Origin of the sequence: Candidatus Avoscillospira sp. LCP25S3_F1 (assembly GCF_052117125.1) — a bacterium.
Classification (GTDB): domain Bacteria; phylum Bacillota; class Clostridia; order Oscillospirales; family Oscillospiraceae; genus Avoscillospira_A.
In genome coordinates, this window is record NZ_JBQKJT010000004.1 from 134,020 (window position 1) to 151,979 (window position 17,960).

Annotated in this window: 19 protein-coding genes; 2 read left to right on the top strand and 17 right to left on the bottom strand. The window is 59.9% G+C overall.

Annotated features, from left to right (window positions below; genetic code table 11):
* Positions 1-185: 185 nt before the first annotated feature.
* Positions 186-1,361: a PHP domain-containing protein gene (locus tag ACTQ33_RS04865; RefSeq protein WP_441462587.1), complete on the top strand. Its 1,176-nt coding sequence runs from the start codon at positions 186-188 to the stop codon at positions 1,359-1,361.
* A gap of 54 nt (positions 1,362-1,415) precedes the next feature.
* On the opposite strand, the gene ACTQ33_RS04870 is transcribed toward ACTQ33_RS04865, so the two are convergent.
* The 14 genes from ACTQ33_RS04870 to ACTQ33_RS04935 form a co-directional block, all read right to left on the bottom strand.
* The gene (locus tag ACTQ33_RS04870) at positions 1,416-1,883 is read right to left on the bottom strand and encodes a MarR family winged helix-turn-helix transcriptional regulator (RefSeq protein WP_441462589.1); all 468 of its coding nucleotides are present in this window, start codon (positions 1,881-1,883) and stop codon (positions 1,416-1,418) included.
* Positions 1,884-1,896: 13 nt separating this feature from the next.
* Positions 1,897-2,331: a 3-hydroxyacyl-ACP dehydratase FabZ gene (gene fabZ / locus ACTQ33_RS04875; RefSeq protein ID WP_441462775.1), complete on the bottom strand. Its 435-nt coding sequence runs from the start codon at positions 2,329-2,331 to the stop codon at positions 1,897-1,899.
* Between the two features lie 9 nt (positions 2,332-2,340).
* Positions 2,341-3,582: a beta-ketoacyl-ACP synthase II gene (fabF, locus tag ACTQ33_RS04880; RefSeq protein WP_441462591.1), complete on the bottom strand. Its 1,242-nt coding sequence runs from the start codon at positions 3,580-3,582 to the stop codon at positions 2,341-2,343.
* A 14-nt stretch (positions 3,583-3,596) separates the two neighbouring features.
* Positions 3,597-4,343 carry a 3-oxoacyl-[acyl-carrier-protein] reductase gene (fabG, locus tag ACTQ33_RS04885; protein WP_441462593.1) on the bottom strand — a complete coding sequence of 249 codons (747 nt, stop codon included), beginning with the start codon at positions 4,341-4,343 and terminating at the stop codon, positions 3,597-3,599.
* The gene (fabD, locus tag ACTQ33_RS04890; RefSeq protein WP_441462595.1) at positions 4,340-5,269 is read right to left on the bottom strand and encodes an ACP S-malonyltransferase; all 930 of its coding nucleotides are present in this window, start codon (positions 5,267-5,269) and stop codon (positions 4,340-4,342) included. Before fabD ends, fabG begins: the two co-directional genes overlap by 4 nt.
* 6 nt (positions 5,270-5,275) lie before the next feature.
* The gene (locus ACTQ33_RS04895; RefSeq protein ID WP_441462597.1) at positions 5,276-6,199 is read right to left on the bottom strand and encodes a nitronate monooxygenase; all 924 of its coding nucleotides are present in this window, start codon (positions 6,197-6,199) and stop codon (positions 5,276-5,278) included.
* Positions 6,200-6,202: 3 nt separating this feature from the next.
* Positions 6,203-7,159, bottom strand: coding sequence for a 3-oxoacyl-ACP synthase III family protein (locus ACTQ33_RS04900; protein WP_441462599.1), 957 nt, complete (start codon positions 7,157-7,159; stop codon positions 6,203-6,205).
* Positions 7,146-7,961, bottom strand: coding sequence for an acetyl-CoA carboxylase carboxyltransferase subunit alpha (locus ACTQ33_RS04905; RefSeq protein ID WP_441462601.1), 816 nt, complete (start codon positions 7,959-7,961; stop codon positions 7,146-7,148). The genes ACTQ33_RS04900 and ACTQ33_RS04905 overlap by 14 nt, the downstream gene beginning before the upstream one ends.
* Positions 7,958-8,821 carry an acetyl-CoA carboxylase, carboxyltransferase subunit beta gene (accD, locus tag ACTQ33_RS04910; RefSeq protein ID WP_441462603.1) on the bottom strand — a complete coding sequence of 288 codons (864 nt, stop codon included), beginning with the start codon at positions 8,819-8,821 and terminating at the stop codon, positions 7,958-7,960. Before accD ends, ACTQ33_RS04905 begins: the two co-directional genes overlap by 4 nt.
* Positions 8,818-10,200 carry an acetyl-CoA carboxylase biotin carboxylase subunit gene (gene accC / locus ACTQ33_RS04915; RefSeq protein WP_441462605.1) on the bottom strand — a complete coding sequence of 461 codons (1,383 nt, stop codon included), beginning with the start codon at positions 10,198-10,200 and terminating at the stop codon, positions 8,818-8,820. The genes accD and accC overlap by 4 nt, the downstream gene beginning before the upstream one ends.
* Positions 10,193-10,618, bottom strand: a complete 426-nt coding sequence (locus ACTQ33_RS04920; RefSeq protein WP_441462607.1) for an acetyl-CoA carboxylase biotin carboxyl carrier protein — start codon at positions 10,616-10,618, stop codon at positions 10,193-10,195. Before ACTQ33_RS04920 ends, accC begins: the two co-directional genes overlap by 8 nt.
* 4 nt (positions 10,619-10,622) lie before the next feature.
* Positions 10,623-10,853, bottom strand: coding sequence for an acyl carrier protein (locus ACTQ33_RS04925; RefSeq protein ID WP_441462609.1), 231 nt, complete (start codon positions 10,851-10,853; stop codon positions 10,623-10,625).
* A 1,073-nt stretch (positions 10,854-11,926) separates the two neighbouring features.
* The gene (locus ACTQ33_RS04930) at positions 11,927-12,814 is read right to left on the bottom strand and encodes a ribokinase (RefSeq protein ID WP_441462611.1); all 888 of its coding nucleotides are present in this window, start codon (positions 12,812-12,814) and stop codon (positions 11,927-11,929) included.
* Between the two features lie 50 nt (positions 12,815-12,864).
* On the bottom strand, positions 12,865-13,857 hold the full coding sequence (locus tag ACTQ33_RS04935; protein WP_441462613.1) for a LacI family DNA-binding transcriptional regulator: 993 nt from the start codon (positions 13,855-13,857) through the stop codon (positions 12,865-12,867).
* A 294-nt stretch (positions 13,858-14,151) separates the two neighbouring features.
* Between ACTQ33_RS04935 and ACTQ33_RS04940 the strand changes: the two genes are divergently transcribed.
* Positions 14,152-14,997 (top strand): YitT family protein, encoded by an 846-nt coding sequence (locus ACTQ33_RS04940; RefSeq protein WP_441462615.1) that lies wholly within the window; start codon positions 14,152-14,154, stop codon positions 14,995-14,997.
* Positions 14,998-15,117: 120 nt separating this feature from the next.
* Here ACTQ33_RS04940 and nagA read toward each other — a convergent pair whose 3' ends face one another.
* From nagA to ACTQ33_RS04955, 3 genes are read right to left on the bottom strand one after another with little or no spacing between them, the layout of a single operon-like run.
* Complete coding sequence (nagA, locus tag ACTQ33_RS04945) at positions 15,118-16,239, bottom strand: N-acetylglucosamine-6-phosphate deacetylase (RefSeq protein WP_441462617.1); 1,122 nt, start codon at positions 16,237-16,239, stop codon at positions 15,118-15,120.
* Positions 16,236-16,979, bottom strand: a complete 744-nt coding sequence (gene nagB, locus ACTQ33_RS04950; protein ID WP_441462619.1) for a glucosamine-6-phosphate deaminase — start codon at positions 16,977-16,979, stop codon at positions 16,236-16,238. Before nagB ends, nagA begins: the two co-directional genes overlap by 4 nt.
* Positions 16,980-17,012: 33 nt before the next feature.
* Positions 17,013-17,921 carry a dihydrodipicolinate synthase family protein gene (locus ACTQ33_RS04955; protein ID WP_441462621.1) on the bottom strand — a complete coding sequence of 303 codons (909 nt, stop codon included), beginning with the start codon at positions 17,919-17,921 and terminating at the stop codon, positions 17,013-17,015.
* Positions 17,922-17,960: the final 39 nt, after the last annotated feature.

Sequence of the window (17,960 nt, forward strand, 5' to 3'; positions counted from 1 at the left end):
CGCACGGCGCGAAATACTCCATCGTCTCCAGCGCCATCCGCAGATGGCGCAATCCCCGGCCGCAGGCCATGGTCCCAGTCGCCGCCCCTGCGGGGTGGACGGCGGGGACCATATCGCATATCGGCAAACTACGCCGGGTTGCGTTTCCCTGCTCTGTATATACCCCAATCCTTGAGGTGAAAACCATGATCGATCAGAAGATTTTAACGCTGCTCAACGCCCCTACCCGGCAAGAACGCATTGCCAATCTAAAAGAAGTGCTGAAAACGGCGGAGTTCCCGCCCATGGTGGATCAGTACATCAACAACCACATCCACACCACCTATTCCTTCTCCCCCTACTCCCCCACCGCCGCCGTCTATGCGGCCCGGGCCGAGGGGCTGTGTACTGCCGGTATCGTGGACCACGATTCCATCGCCGGTGCGCCGGAGTTTCTGGAAGCCGCTGCCCTGGTCGGCATTCCCGCCACCGTGGGGATGGAGTGCCGGGCTTCCATGGATGGCACCCTTCTGGAGGGTCGCCGCACCAACAATCCCGATCAGGTGGGCGTCAGCTATATGACCATCCAGGGTGTGCCCCACGACAAAATCGACGATCTGAACCAGTGGTTTGCCCCCTACCGGGCAGCCCGGGACGTCCGCAATCGCAAGATGATCGACAAAATCAACGATTTGCTGCCGGGTATTTCTCTGGACTATGACCGGGATGTACTGCCTTTGAGCCAGCACGCCGACGGCGGCGGCGTCACCGAGCGTCATCTGATGTATGCCCTGGCTTTGGCTATGGTGAAGCAGAATGGAAAGGGCCAGTCCATGGTGGATTATCTGCAATCCATCGGTCTGAGTCTCAGCGACAAGCAAAAGGCCCAGATGCTGGATACGGAATACCCCTTCTACGAGTACGACCTGCTGGGCCTGTTGAAGTCGGCCTTTGTGCCCAAAATCTACATTGACGCCACTGACGAATGCCCCAACATTCGCGATGTGGTCAAGCTGGCCAAGGACGTGGGAGCCGTCCCCTGCTACGCTTACTTAGGCGACGTGGGCGACAGCGTCACCGGCGACAAGAAGGCCCAGAAGTTTGAAGACGACTATCTGGACGACGTGTTCACATGTCTCAAGGACATCGGTATGCCCGCCGTCACCTACATGCCCACCCGCAACACTCAGCAGCAGCTGGAACGGCTGCGGAAGCTGTGCGACGACAATGGCATTTTCCAGGTGTCCGGCGAGGATATCAATACCCCCCGGCAGAGTTTTGTCATCCGTGCCATGGAAAACCCCATGTTTTCCAATTTGATTGACGCCACCTGGCGATTGATCGATTACGAAACCGGTAAACGTCCCATGGACCTTTACTGAGTTTTGCAATAAAAACAGCGTGTGCAGGAGATACCCACTGCACACGCTGTATTTTTATTCCCTTGCATCTTCCGGTTTCCCGTGGGAGATATCCACCTCCGGCATCAGCTCCCGGCCGATGACATCCAGCATCTGTTCCAGCTTCCGGCAATCCTCTGGAGAAAAGCGGGTACGGACCCGTTCCATGACCTCCATAACGTAGCCGTTGCCGATGTTGTAGTATTCCAGATACTTTTCCGTCACCTGCAAGTGGTATTCCCGCCGGTCGTTTTGACTGCGGACCTTGCGCAGATACCCCTTGCGGATCAGGCTGGCAACCTTATAAGCGGCATTGGGCGGGGAGATTCCCGCAAAGGTGGCAAATTCATTGACCGTAGGCTGCCCCAATGCCTGGATGGTCTCCATGCAGTAGGTCTCCACCGTGGTCAGGCTGGCCTCCCGATTCTGGAACTGCCGGAAGATCTGCTGATAAAAATGCAGCTTGAATTTGGTGTAGACATCCCACACCACCCGTTCCAGCATGACAAACCTCCCCTTACGGGTTGTCCACCAGCATAAACGTCAGTTCCGCTGTAACAGCGGTCTTGCCGTTGACCGTGGCCACGGCCTTGCCCACGCCCACGGGGCCTTTCTGCTTGATGATCTCACAGGACAGCTCCAGCACATCGCCGGGAACCACCTGCTGGCGGAACCGGGCCTCCTTGATGCCGCCGAACAGGGCCAGTTTTCCCTTGTTCTCCGGCACGGACAGGGTGCAGACAGCGCCCACCTGGGCCAATGCCTCAATCATCAGCACACCGGGCATCACTGGATTGCCGGGGAAGTGGCCCTGAAACTGTGCCTCGTTGGCCGTGACACACTTGATGCCCTTGGCCCACTGACCCGGCTCCATATCCAAAATCTTATCCACCAGCAAGAAGGGATACCGGTGGGGAATGATTTCCTGAATCTGGCGGTTGTTCAGCTCCATTGCCATACCTTATTCCTCCCACTTGCGCAGGGCCACGGTGGCGTTGTGGCCGCCGAAGCCGAGAGAGTTGGACAGGGCGCAGCGAATTTCCGCCTTACGGCCCTCGTTGGGAACAATATCCAGGTCACACGCCTCGTCGGGGACCCGATAGTTGATGGTGGCGGGCACAAAGCCGTCCCGCAGGCTCAGGGCCGTGATGATGGCTTCCACCGCGCCGGCAGCGCCCAGCATGTGGCCCGTCATGGACTTGGTGGAAGAAACCATCAGCTTGTCCGCATGGCTGCCGAAAACCTTGCGGATGGCCATAGTCTCACCGGCGTCATTGAGGGGCGTGGAGGTGCCGTGGGCGTTGATGTAGTCCACATCCTCCAGCGGAATGTTGCCGTCGGCCATGGCTTCGGCCATGGCCCGTGCGCCGCCCTCGCCGTCGGGGGCGGGAGCGGTGATGTGGTAGGCGTCGCAGGTGACGCCGTAGCCGACGACCTCGGCGTAGATCTTGGCGCCGCGGGCCTTGGCGTGCTCCAGCTCCTCCAGGACCAGGATGCCGGCGCCCTCGCCCATGACGAAGCCGCTGCGCTCCTTGTCAAAGGGAATGGAGGCCCGGTTGGGGTCCGTGGCAAAGGTGACAGCCTTCATGGAGGTAAAACCACCCATGCCCTGGGGATGGACCGTGGCTTCCGCGCCGCCGCAGACCATGACCTCGGCGTAGCCGTCACGGACATAACGGAAAGCGTCGCCCACGGCGTTGGTGCCGCCGGCACAGGCGGCCACGGGGCAGGCGCACATGCCCTTGAGACCGTAAGCGATGGCGATCTGACCGGCAGCCATATTGGCGATGGCCATGGGGATGTAGAAGGGAGAAATCCGGTCAAACCCCTTGGTCAGGCCCTTGGAATGTTCCTCCGCCGTGGTGGCGATGCCGCCGATGCCGCTGGAAACGACGGTACCGCAGCGGGTGGCGTCCTCCTGCTCCATGTTGAGGCCCGAGTCCTTCATGGCCTCTTGGGCCGCCACCATGGCAAACTGGGTAAAGCGGTCCATGTGGCGCAGCTCCTTCTTGTCCAGGAACTGCTCCGGCTGAAAGTCCTTGACCTCGGCGGCCAGCTTACACTTGTTGTTCTCCGTATCGTAGAGGGTAATGGGGGCCACGCCGCATTTGCCCTCCCGGATGGCAGCCCAGAAGGCGGGAATATCGTTGCCGACCGGCGTCACAGCGCCCAGGCCGGTGATCACAACGCGTCTTTTGCTCATACTCTTCCTCCGTCTCACATGGCCATGCCGCCGTCCACGGACAGGACTTGTCCCGTCACATAGGCGGCCTCGTCGCTGGCCAGAAATGCCACGGCGTTGGCCACATCCTCGGGCTTGCCGAAGCGGGCCATGGGGATTTCTCCCGCCATGGTGGTTTTCACATCCTCCGGCAGCTTGGCCGTCATGTCGGTTTCAATGAAGCCGGGGGCGATGGCGTTGACCGTGATGCCGCGGGAAGCCAGTTCCCGGGCCATGGATTTGGTCATACCGATGACGCCGGCCTTGCTGGCGCAGTAGTTGGCCTGACCGGCGTTGCCAATGAGGGCCACGACGCTGGCCATGTTGATGATCCGGCCGCTGCGCTGCTTCATCATCGGGCGGCACACGGCTTTCATAGTCAGGAACGTGCCCTTGAGGTTCGTCTCAATGACTTGATCAAAGTCCTCTTCCTTCATGCGCATAGCCAGATTGTCCCGGGTGATACCGGCGTTATTGACCAGAATGTCAACGCGGCCGAATTTCTCCAGCACAGCATCCAGCAGGGCCGTCACGGCCTCGCTCTTGCCCACGTCGGCCTGCATAGCCAGAACTTCCACACCATAGGCGCGGCAAGCCGCTTCCGTCTCCTGGGCAGCAGCGGCGTTGCCCGCATAACTGAACGCCACATTGGCCCCCAAAGAGGCCAGCTTTTCACAGATGGCGCGGCCAATGCCGCGGCTGCCGCCGGTGACCACGGCGATTTTACCCGTCAGATTGATCATTGGGCCGCTCCTTTCAGCTCTGCCACCACGGACTGCAAATCCTCCGCGGTGGTGATGGCATACGTCTTGATGTCAGCCGCCGTCTTTTTCACAAAGCCCGACAGGACTTTGCCAGGGCCGATCTCCACGATGGTGTCCACACCCAGCTCGGCCATACGGCGGATGGTATCCTCCATGTAGACGCTGGACATGACCTGCCGCTCCAGCAGGCTCTGGATGGTGGTATTGTCATCCTTGACGTTGCCCAAACAGTTGAACAGCACCGGGAAGCGCATTTCCCCAAAGGAAATGGTTTTAAAATAGTCGTGGAGGGCACGGGAGGCGGGCTCCAGCAGCTTGGTGTGGAAAGGGCCGGAGGTGTTCAGGGGCATGCAGCGGCGAGCGCCCAGCTCCTTGGCATACACGGCGGCCTGTTCCACAGCGGCCTTCTCACCGGCGATGACCAGCTGGCCGGGGCAGTTGTAATTGGCAATCTGCACCACGCCCAGATCGCTTGCCTTGTCGCAGGCCTCCTGGAGCTTGTCCCGGTCCAGATTGAGGACCGCCACCATGGCGCTGTCAATGCCTTTGGCGGCCTCGGTCATGGCATTGCCCCGGAAGGCGGCCAGGGAGATGGCCGTGGGAGCGTCCCACACCCCGGCAGCGCACAGAGCCGAATACTCGCCCAGGCTCAGGCCCGCGGCCAATTCCGGTACGATGCCATTCTCGTTCAAAACAGCCGTCACACCGGCGGCAAAGGCCACCATGCAGGGCTGGGTATATTTTGTCTCGTTGAGGTGATCGCCCTCGAAGCAGGTCTTTTTCAAATCGAAGTCCACGGGGGCGTTGTCCAGGACCTGCCGGAACGCCGGATAGGCTTCGTACAGATCCTTGCCCATGCCGGGGGCCTGGCTGCCCTGCCCGGCGTACAAAAACGCAAGTTTCATCGGCTTTTACCCCAGGTGCTTGATGCACTCGTCGCAGCCGGCCACCAGTTCTTCCAAAATCTGGCGGACAGGCTTGATCTCATGGAGCATACCGGCCACCTGACCGCACATGACGCTGCCGGTGGACACGTCGCCGTCGAAGACGGCCCGGCGCAGGCTGCCCAAGGTATAGTGCTCCAGCTCCTCCTTGGTGGCGCCGGCGTACTCCTGCTGGACGTATTCTCTTGCCATCTTATTTTTAATGATGCGGACGGGAGCGCCCACGCTGCGGCCGGTGACGGTGGTGTCCCGGTCCTTGGCCTTGAGGACGGCCTCCTTGTAATTCTGGTGAACGGGGCACTCGACACTGGTCAGCAGGCAGGTGCCAACCTGTGCGCCGCAAGCGCCCAAAGCGTAGGCGGCGGCCAGCTGACGGCCGTCGGCAATGCCGCCGGCGGCGACCACGGGAATGGAAACCGCGTCCACCACCTGGGGTACCAGGGCCATGGTTGTGGTCTCACCGACGTGACCGCCGGACTCAGTACCCTCGGCAATGATGCCGTCGGCGCCCGCCCGCTCCAGCATCTTCGCCAGAGCCACGGCAGCCACCACAGGGAAGACCTTGATTCCGGCAGCTTTCCACTTGGGCATATACTTGGTGGGGTTGCCCGCGCCGGTGGTCAGGAACTTGACGCCCTCCTCAATGACCATGTCGGCCATCTCGTCGGCACAGGGGTTCATGAGCATCAGGTTGACGCCGAAGGGCTTGTCGGTGAGGGACTTGCACTTGCGGATTTCGGCCCGCAGCTGCTCGGTGTTCATGCCGCCGCAGCCGATGAGGCCCATGGCGCCGGCATTGGAGCAGGCGGCAGCGAATTCGGCGGTGGCAATATTGGCCATGCCGCCCTGGATGATGGGGAATTCAATTCCCAGAATCTCATTGAGTTTCATAGTTTACGAAATGCCTCCAATCTCAATCAGGCAGCCGCCCCAGGTGAGACCGCCGCCAAATCCCACGCACAGGACGCGCATACCGTCCCGCAGCTGCCCCGCTTCGTACAGGTCGTTGAGGGCAATGGGAATACAAGCCGACGACATATTGCCGTACTTTGCAATGTTTTTAAAAGCCTTTTCCGGCGGCATCTGCATTTTTTTCACCGCGTGGTCAATGATGCGCTCATTGGCCTGGTGCATCACCAGCCAGTCCAGGTCCTCCACGGTCTTCCCGGCCTGGTCCAGAATCCACTGGATGCACCGGGGAATGATGTCCACGGCGAACTTGAAGACGGCCTGGCCCTCCATATGGATGTAGGAGGGGCCTTCTTCCGTGGAGCCGTCGATATACAGCACCGGCTGATTGCTGCGGGAGCCCAGAACGGCGCAGATGTCCGGCGTGTCCTCGCTGCCCTCCACCACCACGGCGCCCGCGCCGTCTCCGAAGAGGACGCAGGTACTGCGGTCGGTGAAGTCCGTCAGACGGGACAGCGCTTCACAGGACACCACCAGCGCGTAGGGGCGCTCCTTGGTGACCAGTCCCTGGGCCAGCTTCAGCCCGTAGGGGAATCCGGCGCAGGCGGAATTCATATCAAAACAGGCGGTGTTTTCCTCCAGCCCCAGGGCCGCCTGGAGCATACAGGCACAGGTGGGGGTGATGTAGTCGCCGCCCAGGGTGGTGACGATACAGGCCGCGATTTTGCTGCGGTCGATGTTGGCCCGCTCCAGGGCCTGTCTGGCGGCCGCCTCCGCCATAGTCTGGTGGGTCTCGCCCTCGCCCAGATAATGGCGGGTCCGGATGCCGGTGCGCTTGACGATCCACTCGTCGCTGGTATCCACAATTTTACTGAGATCATCGTTGGTGACAACCTTGCTGGGGAGATAGCTGCCGGTGGCGATGATTTTAATTCCCATCATAATATCCGTTGCCTCCCATGGCTCTGAATTTCTTGTAGCGCTGACCGGCGATGCTGATATCGCTGATCTTTTGCAGGCTGTTCAGCGCTGCCGTCAGCGCCTGGTCCACAGCGGCCATCTGGGCTTCCACGTCCATATGGGCGCCGCCCTCCGGCTCGGGAATGATGGCGTCGATGACCTTCTGTTCCAACAGGTCCTCCGCCGTCAGCTTCATAAGGTCGCAGGCCTCTCCGCTGCGGCTGGAATCCTTCCAGAGGATGGAGGCAAACCCCTCGGGGGACAGAATGGAATATACGGCGTTTTCCAGCATCAGCACCGTGTCGGCCACACCCAGGGCCAACGCGCCGCCGCTGTTGCCCTCGCCGGTGATGACGGCCACAATGGGCACCGACAGCTGGCTCATTTCAAAGAGATTCCGGGCGATGGCCTCGCCCTGACCTCTGGCCTCGGCCTCCAGGCCGGGGTATGCGCCGGGGGTGTCGATAAAGGTGATGATGGGCCGTTCGAACTTCTCGGCCTGCTTCATGAGCCGCAGGGCTTTACGGTATCCCTCGGGGCCGGGCATACCGAAATTGCACCGGAGATTTTCCTGTAGGTTCTTACCCTTGCGGGTGCCGATCACTGTCACAGGCTTGCCGTGGAACAGGGCAATACCGCCGAGAATGCTGGGGTCCTCCCGGCACTGGCGGTCGCCTTTCTGCTCAAAAAAGTCGGTAAACAGGTGCTCGATGTAGTCGGCCACGCCGGGACGGCCCTCATGGCGGGCAATGGTCACCCGCTGGGCGGGCGTCAGATTGCTCATTGGGCGGCACCTCCTCGATAGTGGAGTGTCAGCAGCTGGGCCAGCACGGCGCGCATCTGCTTGCGGGGCACAATCTGGTCCACAAAGCCGTGTTCCTCCAAATATTCGGCTCTCTGGAAGCCCTCGGGGAGCTTCTGGCCGATGGTCTGCTCGATAACCCGGGGACCGGCAAATCCAATCAGCGCCCCCGGTTCGGCCAGGGTGATATCGCCCAGACTGGCAAAGCTGGCCGTGACGCCGCCGGTGGTGGGGTCCGTCAGGACCGAGATAAAGAGACCGCCCTTCTGGCTGTGCCGGGCCAGAGCGGCGCTGGTCTTTGCCATCTGCATCAGGGACAGAATGCCCTCCTGCATCCGTGCGCCGCCGCTGGCGGAGAAAATCACCACGGGCAGACGGTTGCGGGTGGCATGTTCGATGAGCCGTGTGACCTTTTCGCCCACGGCGGCGCTCATGCTGCCCATGAGAAAGCGGCTGTCCAGGACTGCTACAGCCACCTTGCGGCCTTCGATGCGGCCCGTGGCCGTGACGACGGCTTCGGACAGGCCCGTTTTCTGTCGGCACTGGTCCAGCTTCTCACCGTAGCCGGGGAAGTCCATGGGATCGGCGGACGTCAGGTTCTCATCCAGTTCCCGGAAGGAGCCGGAATCGAGAATCAGGCTGAGGCGAAAGTATGCGCCGATGGGAAAATGGTGGCCGCAGTTGGGGCAGACATACTGGTTGCGGCTCAGCTGCTGCCGGGCCGTGGCGGTCTGGCACTTGGGGCAGGTGACCTCCACGGGGCTGGCCGCCGGAATCTGTCCCTCCCGCATGGCCTTCATGGCCAACATATGTTTGCGGCGCTTGTTGAATACGGGGATCATGCTTCACTCTCCTCTATGCGGGCCATCCACTCCAGCATGGTCTGCAAATGCTCTTCCAGAAAGGCGGTGGTATAGTTGCCGCGGACAAAGACAGGATGATAGAGAATCTGGTGCATCAGTTCGGCATTGGTCTGGACGCCGTCAATGGTCAACTCCTCCAGGCAGCGGCGCATCCGTCGGATGGCCTCCAGCCGGGTGGGGGCCCAGACAATGATTTTTCCAACCATGGAGTCATAGAACGGCGGAATCTCATAGCCGTTGTACATACAGGTATCGATCCGGACGCCGGGACCGCCGGGGAAATAGAGGAAATCGGCCTTGCCGGGGCAGGGTGCAAACGCTCGGGCCGGGTTCTCGGCGTTGATGCGGCATTCGATGGCGTGGCCCCGCAGCTCCACTTCCTCCTGGGTCCGGCTCAGCTTGAGACCGGCGGCAATGCGGATCTGCTCCCGCACCAAATCCATGGAGGTGACCATCTCCGTGACCGGGTGTTCCACCTGGATGCGGGTATTCATTTCAATGAAATAGAATTCCTTGTTGGGGGTCAGGACAAATTCAATGGTACCGGCGTTCTCGTAACCGGCAGCCTTGGCCGCCCGCACAGCGGCGTCGCCCATGCGCTTGCGCAGGTCCGGCGTCAGGGCGTGGGACGGCGTCTCCTCCAGGAGCTTCTGGTTCTTCCGCTGGACGGAGCAATCCCGCTCGCCCAGCTGGATCACGTTGCCGTATTTGTCGGCCAGAATTTGAAATTCAATATGGCGGGGGTTGAGAATCAGCTTTTCGATATACATCTCGTCGCTGCCGAAGCAGGCCATGGACTCGGCCATGGCCTCCCGGAACAACTCCCGCATTTCCGACGGCTCGTAGACGCGGCGCATACCGCGGCCGCCGCCGCCGGCGGCGGCTTTGATGAGCACCGGGTAGCCGATGCGCGCACCGACTTGAACAGCCTCGTCCTCGTCCCGGACCAGACCGTCGGAGCCGGGCACCACCGGCACGCCCACGGACTGCATCAGCGCCCGCGCGGCGGATTTGTTGCCCATCTTGCGGATGACGTCACCGCTGGGGCCGATAAAGGCGATACCGGCCTCCCGACAGGCGTCGGCAAAGGTGTCGTTTTCCGACAGAAAGCCGTAGCCGGGATGGATGGCGTCGCATCCCGTGGCCTTGGCCACCGTCAGGATGGCATCCATATTGAGGTAGCTGTCACCGGCCCGGGGGGGACCGATGCAGACGGACTGCTCGGCAAAGAGCACGTGGAGGGAATCGGCGTCGGCGGTGGAGTAAACGGTGACGGCCTCGATGCCCATTTCCCGGCAGGCCCGCAGAATCCGCGCGGCGATTTCGCCGCGGTTGGCAATGAGGATTTTCTTAAACATGGCTGTACCGGAGAATGGGGGCGTCGAACGCCACCAGAGCGCCGTTATCCACCAGAATCTCCTCCACCAGGAGATCGCAGGGGGCGGGAATTTCATTCATGGTTTTCATGGCTTCGATGAGGCACAGGGTCTGACCCTTTTCCACCCGGTCGCCCACCCGGACATAGGGGGCGGCGTCGGGAGAGGATGCGGCGTAGTAGGTACCCACCAGGGGGGCCTTTACATAGAGGGCATTGTCCACGGCGGGAGCTTCCACCGCAGCCGGGGCAGCGGCAGCCACGGGAGCGGCGGCGGGAACGGCCATCACCGGAACGGGCTTTTCCAGTTCCAGGGTAAAGTCGCCGTCCTGCAATGCCATGCGCTGCAAGCCGCTGCGGGCGAACCGGTCCATCAATTCAAACAGATCTTGCTTCTCCATAATTTCACTCCGTATGTTCCTTTAAGTATTGCAGAATATCTCCGACGGTCAGCATTTGGGGCAGCCGTTCGTCCTCAATGGTGACGCCGGTAGCCTCTTCCAGGGCCATGCACAGCTCCACCGCCGCCAGGGAGTCGGCGTGGAGATCTTCCCGCAGCCGGGCCTCCTCGGTGACGTCGCTGAGGTCGCAGTTGAGCGTCTCCACGATCACGTCCCGTACCAGATCGAACTTCATTGAAATTCCTCCGTCTGTTCTCGACAATAGTTAAAAATTTTTAAATATTTAATCTTTCTTATTTTAGCACCTGGGAACCATAAGTCAAGGAAATTTTTCCGACAAAGTGGTGGGAATGTCGAATATTTGGGCATAATGACGAACAAATTGGGGCGATACTCCCATCGTCACGCAAGGAGCCATAGAAGAAACGCCATCAAAACTACGCGTCAAAAACAATGCCGTGGCGTGCGGACCGACGCCCAGAGTGCTTCTCTTGGCTCCTACAGACAAATGGCGTCGTCCTGCTGCACCTTGCCGGACAACGGGAAACGGCCCGATGCCGGGGAAGCATCGGGTCGGGGCTGCTGCCATTGGCCGCAGCCCCCCTACGCTCCCAGGCGGGAGCGGCTTGTTTGATTGAACGCGCAGGGGGCCTTGCCCCCTGCACACATCCCCCGCTGCTCTGTCGTTGTTCCACGTTCCGTGATAGGCCATCTCGCCGGACAACGGGAAACGGCCCGATGCCGGGGAAGCATCGGGCCGTTTCCTTGGAAAAAAGAAAGAGAAAGAAAAGAGGGGTTACCAGAACCGTGAGCCGAGGGGGCAGCTCTCGGTTCGGATGGTGTCAGTATACGGTACAAATTTGAACAAGGTGTTAATATTTCAGAAAATTTTTGAAAACCTGTTTCAAATGGGGTGTTCAAGGCTGTCACGCAGCGGGCCGCCTTCCCACGAAATCCTCCGCGGGTTCCCGCTGTCCCCTGCCTGGAACACTTACGATTGTAAGTGGCAGATTTGAACAGGGTATGAAGCAATCGCAAAGAATTTGGAAACATCTTCTGGTTCTTTTCCGGACAGAGTGCGCGCCCGGCGGAGTATCTCCGTCGGGCGCGTGTCGTGTTTGAAGAAAGAGAAAAGAGGAGAATAAGATGAGTCAAAGAGGAAGTCTACCGTCGGCTCCCCGGTCAATGCTGTCCGGGCCGGTAAACTGTATTTCCTTTTGACACCCTTAGTATAGGCCGCAATTTTGAATGAATCGTGAACGATTCCAAAACAATTTTTGAATTTCTCCCACGGTCTTTTCCGCTTCTTTACCGGGCCAGCGCTTCCAGGACCTCCTGCCGGTACGGGATGGACGGCGCCGCGCCGGGCCGGGTGACGGCGATGGAGGCGGCCTTGGCGCTCATGCGCAGGACCTGGGCCATGTCCATCCCCTCGGCCAGTCCCGCCAGAAAATACCCGGTGAAGGTGTCGCCGGCCGCAGTGGTATCCACGGCCTGCACCTTGAAAATGGGCTGGAACAGTTTTTGATGCTCATCCTGATAGATGGCGCCGTCGCTGCCCAGCGTCAGGACAATTTTCGCATGGGGGAACCGCTGCCGCATACCGGTCAGAATGTCCTCCGGCTCCGTTTTTCCGGTGATCTGATTGCCCTCCACCTCGTTAAGGAGGAAAATGGAGATTTTCGTCATGTCCACAGCGTTCAGCTTTTCATCGTAGGGCGAGGGATTCAGCGCAATCTGCATCCCCCGTGCATAGGCGGCATCCACAATATAGGGCAGCAGATTGACCTCATTTTGCAGCAGCAGAATGTCTCCGGCGTCAAAATGGCTTAACGTCTCGTCAATGTACTCTTTGGTCAGCTTCTGGTTGGCGCCGCCAAACAGAAGAATGCAGTTTTGGGCATTGCGGTCGATCTGGATGATGGTGTGGCCCGTCTCGCCGGGAATCTGCTTCAGATAGTCGTCGTGGATGCCGTATTCCTTGCAGGCGTCCAGAAAGGGCTGGCCGTCCTGGCCGATCATGCCGCCGTGGTAGACCTCCACCCCGGCTTTGGCCAGGGCCGTGGACTGGTTCATGCCCTTGCCGCCCAGAAAGTGGTTGAGGCTGGAGCTGGACTCCGTCTCGCCGGGCATGAGGATGTGGTCCACATTGTACACATGATCCAGATTGAGAGAGCCGATGTTCAATACCTTCATGACGTGCGCTTCCTCCTTATGCTATATGCGGTATGGTGGGCGGCCATGCGTTATCGGGACACCCTGGTTTTGGTGGTCTCTCGGGGAACCAGGGAAACAGGAAAACTTTGCTGCCGTCCCTCCTTGGGCAGATGCCCCTCGTTGAGAATGACCTCCACCGCCCGGCGGCCCATGGCGGTGATGGGCTGATGGATGGTGGTCAATTCCGGCGAGATCAGGCTGGACAGGTGAATGTCGTCGAAGCCCACCAGCTGAATCTGATCCGGCACCGCAATATTCCGCTTGTGAAGCATCTTATAAACCGAAATGGCCACCATGTCATTACAGGCAATGATGCCATCCACTTTGGGAAACCGCTCCAGCAGCGCTTCCGTCATGGACAGCCCTGCTTCAAAATCGTAGTCACACTCCACCACCTGCTCCGGCAAACCATGCTCCCAGCAGTAGTCCCGGTAGCCCTCATAGCGTGCCTGGGCCGTATAAATCCCCTGGACGCCGCGAATGCACACCAGATCGCGGCAGCCGCAGGCGATCAGGTGTTCCGCCGCCAGCCGTCCGCCCTGGTAGTAGTCGCAGTAGAGGTAGGCGTTGACCGCTTTCGTCCGAAACAGGGCGTCCACCACCACCACCGGCATATTGTAGTGGGCCAGCTCCTCCTGGAGCGCCTCGTTATTGGACGCCACAATGACGCCGTCGGCATTGGCCGCCGCCAGCATTTGCAGCGCCGCCCGCTCCTGGTCCAACTCGTGATGGACATTATATAAGACGATGTGATATCCCCGTTTCTTGGCCGCTTCATCAATGACGTCGGCCAGTTGGGTAAAATAGGGATTGCGAATGCTGGGAATGATCACACCAATGGTCTTACTGGACTTCTTGAACAGGGACCGGGCCACCTCATTGGGGACAAAGCCCATCTCATCAATGGCCCGCAGCACCCGCTCCCGCTTGTCGGCAGCCACCGGCGTCGTGCCGTTGATCACCCGGGAGACGGTGGCGGGCGACACACCGGCCCGGCGGGCCACATCGCGGATACCTGCCATGCAATCACCTCCACACTCTGAAACCTATTCCATTGAAACCCGTTTCATTCCTAAAAATCATACCTTTTCCACAGTTTCCTGTCAAGCAAAGTCCCGAAAATTGTAGATTCTCGCCAGATATGCTCTTTGGGTTTTGTGCAGATAGCCGGGGTTTTGCCCTTTTACATCCCGTTTTTTGTATTTTGCAAGAAAAATTGCAAAATATCTTTCTTTTTTGCAAGTCCTGTGTTATACTGTTTCCGCAAAGACGGAGCAGCTCCTCCGCCCAAGAAACAGAGAAAGGGGTATTCTCCCATGAAAGCCAAGGCACGGGAAGTGCTGCTGCTGATCCTGGGCACCGCATTGGTAGCCCTGGGCGTCTACTTTTTCAAATTTCCCAACAACTACTCCACCGGCGGCGTCACCGGTATTGCCGTCATCCTGTCCTCCCTGTTCCCCTCCGTCAGCTCCTCCACATTTACTTCGGTCATCAACATTGCCTCCCTGGTTTTGGGCTTTGTGTTTCTAAACCGAGGCTTCGGCATCCGCACGATCTTCTGTACGCTCCTGTTCTCCGCCATGCTGGCCGGGCTGGAATGGCTGTATCCCATGACCCATCCCCTGACGGACCAGAAGATGCTGGAGCTGTTTTTTGCCGTCATCCTCCCCTCTCTGGGCGCGGCCATCCTCTTCAATCTGGACAGCTCCACCGGCGGCACGGACATTTTGGCTATGATTCTCAAAAAGTACACCAGCATGGACATCGGCAAGGCGCTGCTGTATGTGGACGTTCTCATTACCGCCGCAACCCTGGTGGTCATCAACATTGAGACGGGCCTCTATTCCCTGCTGGGTCTGGTCCTCAAGTCGGTACTGGTGGACATGGTCATTGAGTCCTTCAACCGCCGCAAAAGCTTTATGCTGGTGACCTCCTGCCCCGACGCGGTCTGTACCTATATCACTCACCAGCTGCATCGCTCGGCCACCTACTGGAAGGGCGAGGGTGCCTACAGCCACCAGGATAAATGGGTGGTGATGACGGCGCTGAGCCGCGCCCAGGCCGTAGCCCTTCGACGGTATCTCAAGGGCATTGACCCCCACGCTTTTATGCTGATTACCAATTCCAGCGAAATCTTCGGCAAGGGATTTCTCCGCGCATAACATTATACATATAATAATATACAGCAAAAGCCCACCGGCGCGGACGCCGGTGGGCTTTTGCTGTATGGATTGGAAAAGCAGGATATTGGAACGCGGCGCAAATACGCCGGTTTGAGCAAATTACAGAGCGCCGTGGACCACGCTGCCCCGCAGAATCACGGCCCGAATGTTCAGGTCCTGGTCCAGGACTACAGCATTGGCCGCTTTCCCCACCTCTAGGCTGCCGTACTGGTCGTACAGGCCCAACGCCTTGGCCGGGTTGACGGCGGCAGCCGTCACGGCGTCCGCCAGGGAAATGCCGAAAGACACGGCAGTTTTCATACAGGCCATCAAATCGGTGGCGCTGCCGGCAATAGTGCCGTCGGCCAGAGTGGCCTTATTGCCCACCACGGTCACATCCTGGCCGCCCAGGGTGTATGCGCCGTCGGACATACCGGCGGCACGCATGGTGTCGCTGACCAGAATCATCCGGTCCTTGCCCATCATGCGGAAGGTGGCCCGGATGACAGCCGGGTGAATGTGGACGCCGTCGCTGATGATCTCACAGTAAACGTGGTCGCAGTCTGCGGCAGCGCCGATGACGCCGGGCTCCCGATGATTGAAGGGGGGCATGGCGTTGTAGGTGTGGGTCAGGTGGCGCGCACCGTTGTCAAATGCCGCCTTGGCCGTGTCATAGTCAGCCGTGGTATGGGCCAGGCTGACCACTACCCGGTCGCTGACAGCCTTGATGAAGTCCATGGCGCCATCCAGCTCAGGGGCAATGGACACCAGCTTCACCAGACCCTCGGCGCAGTCCATCAGATGCTCCAGCAGTTCCACGTTGGGATTTTGGAGCCATGCGCCGTTCTGGGCGCCCTTTTTGGCCATGGACAGGAAGGGACCTTCCAGGTGGATGCCCACCAGCTCCGCACCGCTCTTGCTGTGCTTGCGGTGTTCGGCGCCCATGCGGCAGATTTTCTCCAGCTGCTCCGTCTCCAGCGTCATGCCGGCGGGGCAGATCTGGGTTACGCCGCGGGACAGCTCATAGTCGGCCATGGTCTGGAGACCTTGGGGGTCGCCGTCGGAGAAGTCCGCGCCGCGGCAGCCATGGAAATGCAGGTCCGTCAGGCCCGGAATGACATAGCACCCGGAAACGTCCACTGGGCCGTCGGCCGCTTCGACGACCTTGCCGCCGTCGAAGCAGACATCCCGTTCCACAAAGCCGTGGATGGGATCAAAGACTTGTGCGCCGGTCAGTCTCATACGAGACCCTCCTCCTTCAGGCCGGCCAGGGCGGCCTCGTCACCCACGATGGTGACATTGGGATGGAGCTGCAGGATGGAAGCGGGCACCTCAGGGGTAATGGGGCCGCAGAAGGACTTGCGGATGATCTCGGCCTTGTCGGCGCCGCTGACCACCATCAGAATGGCGCGGGCCTGCATAATGGCCTGCATGCCCATGGTCAGGGCCTCACGGGGCACATCGTCACGGTTGGCGAAGAACCGGGCATTGGCGTCGATGGTCATGTCGGTGAGCTTCACGCAGTTGGTGCCGCAGGAGAAGTGGTCGGCAGGCTCATTGAAGCCGATGTGGCCGTCATGGCCGATGCCCAGCAGCTGCAGATCGATGCCGCCGAACTCCTGGATGCGCTCATCGTAGGCAGCGCACTCGGCTTCCACATCCTCGGCCATGCCGTTGGGAACGAAGGTGTTCTCTTTGTCGATGTCGATGTGGTCGAACAGGTTGGTGTTCATGAAGTAGCGGTAGCTCTGGTCATGGGTGCCGGGCAGGCCGCGGTACTCGTCCAGGTTGACGGTGCGCACGTCGGCGAAGGTCACATCGCCCTGCTGCTGCCATTTGGCCAGCTGCTGGTAAGCGCCCACAGGGGTGGAGCCGGTGGCCAGGCCCAGGACACAGTCGGGCTTCAGGATCACCTGAGCGGCAATGACGTTGGCGGCCTGACGGCTCATGGCGCTATAATCGGGGCAGACAATGATTCTCATGATTGATTTCCTCCTTGGTGACTTCAAAAGCGGTTAGCAATATTTGGCCACGGCAGCGGTAATAGCAGCCACGGTCTCGTCGACAATGGAAGCGTCGCTCTCGGCCAGAGGGGCCAGGGGCAGACGGACGGAACCGCAGTCGGGACCGCCCATCTTGACAATGGCGGCCTTCATGACGGCATACAGATTACCCTTTGCGGAGCACATCTTGTAGATGATACGGCAGCACTCATTCTGAATTTCCCGTGCCTGCTCCATTTTGCCCTCCAGGAACAGCTCCCGGATGCGGATGTACAGCTTGGGCATGACGCCGTAAGTACCGCCAATGCCGCCGATGGCGCCGGTGGCCAGACCGGCCAGCAGCTGCTCGTCAGGACCGTTGAACACGATGGCGCCGGTATCGCGGAACATCTGGATGTCCTGCACCGGCATGGAGGAGTTCTTCACGCCGATCACGCGGGGGTTCTTCTGCATTTCGGCCAGCAGAGAACCGGTGAGCGCCACGCCGGCCAGCTGAGGAATGTTATAAATGATGAAGTCGGTGTTGGGAGCGGCGTCGGAGATGTCGTTCCAGTACTTGGCAATGGCATGCTCGGGCAGATGGAAATAGATGGGAGGAATCGCAGCAATGGCATCGACGCCCAGGGATTCGGCATGGGCTGCCAGCTCCCGGCTGTCGGCGGTGTTGTTACAGGCCACATGGGCAATGACGGTGAGCTTGCCCTTGGCCTCGGCCATCACCTGCTCCAGAACCAGCTTCCGCTCCGCGACGCTCTGGTAGATGCACTCACCGGAGGAGCCGCCCACATAGACGCCCTTGACGCCCTGTTCGATGTGGTAACGGGTCAGGGCCCGGACGCCCTCAGGGCTGATGTTGCCTTCCGCGTCATAGCAGGCGTAGAATGCGGGGATGATGCCTTGATACTTGGTAAAGTCTTTCATGGTTATACAACGCTCCAAAGTATAATATTACGGGTTCTG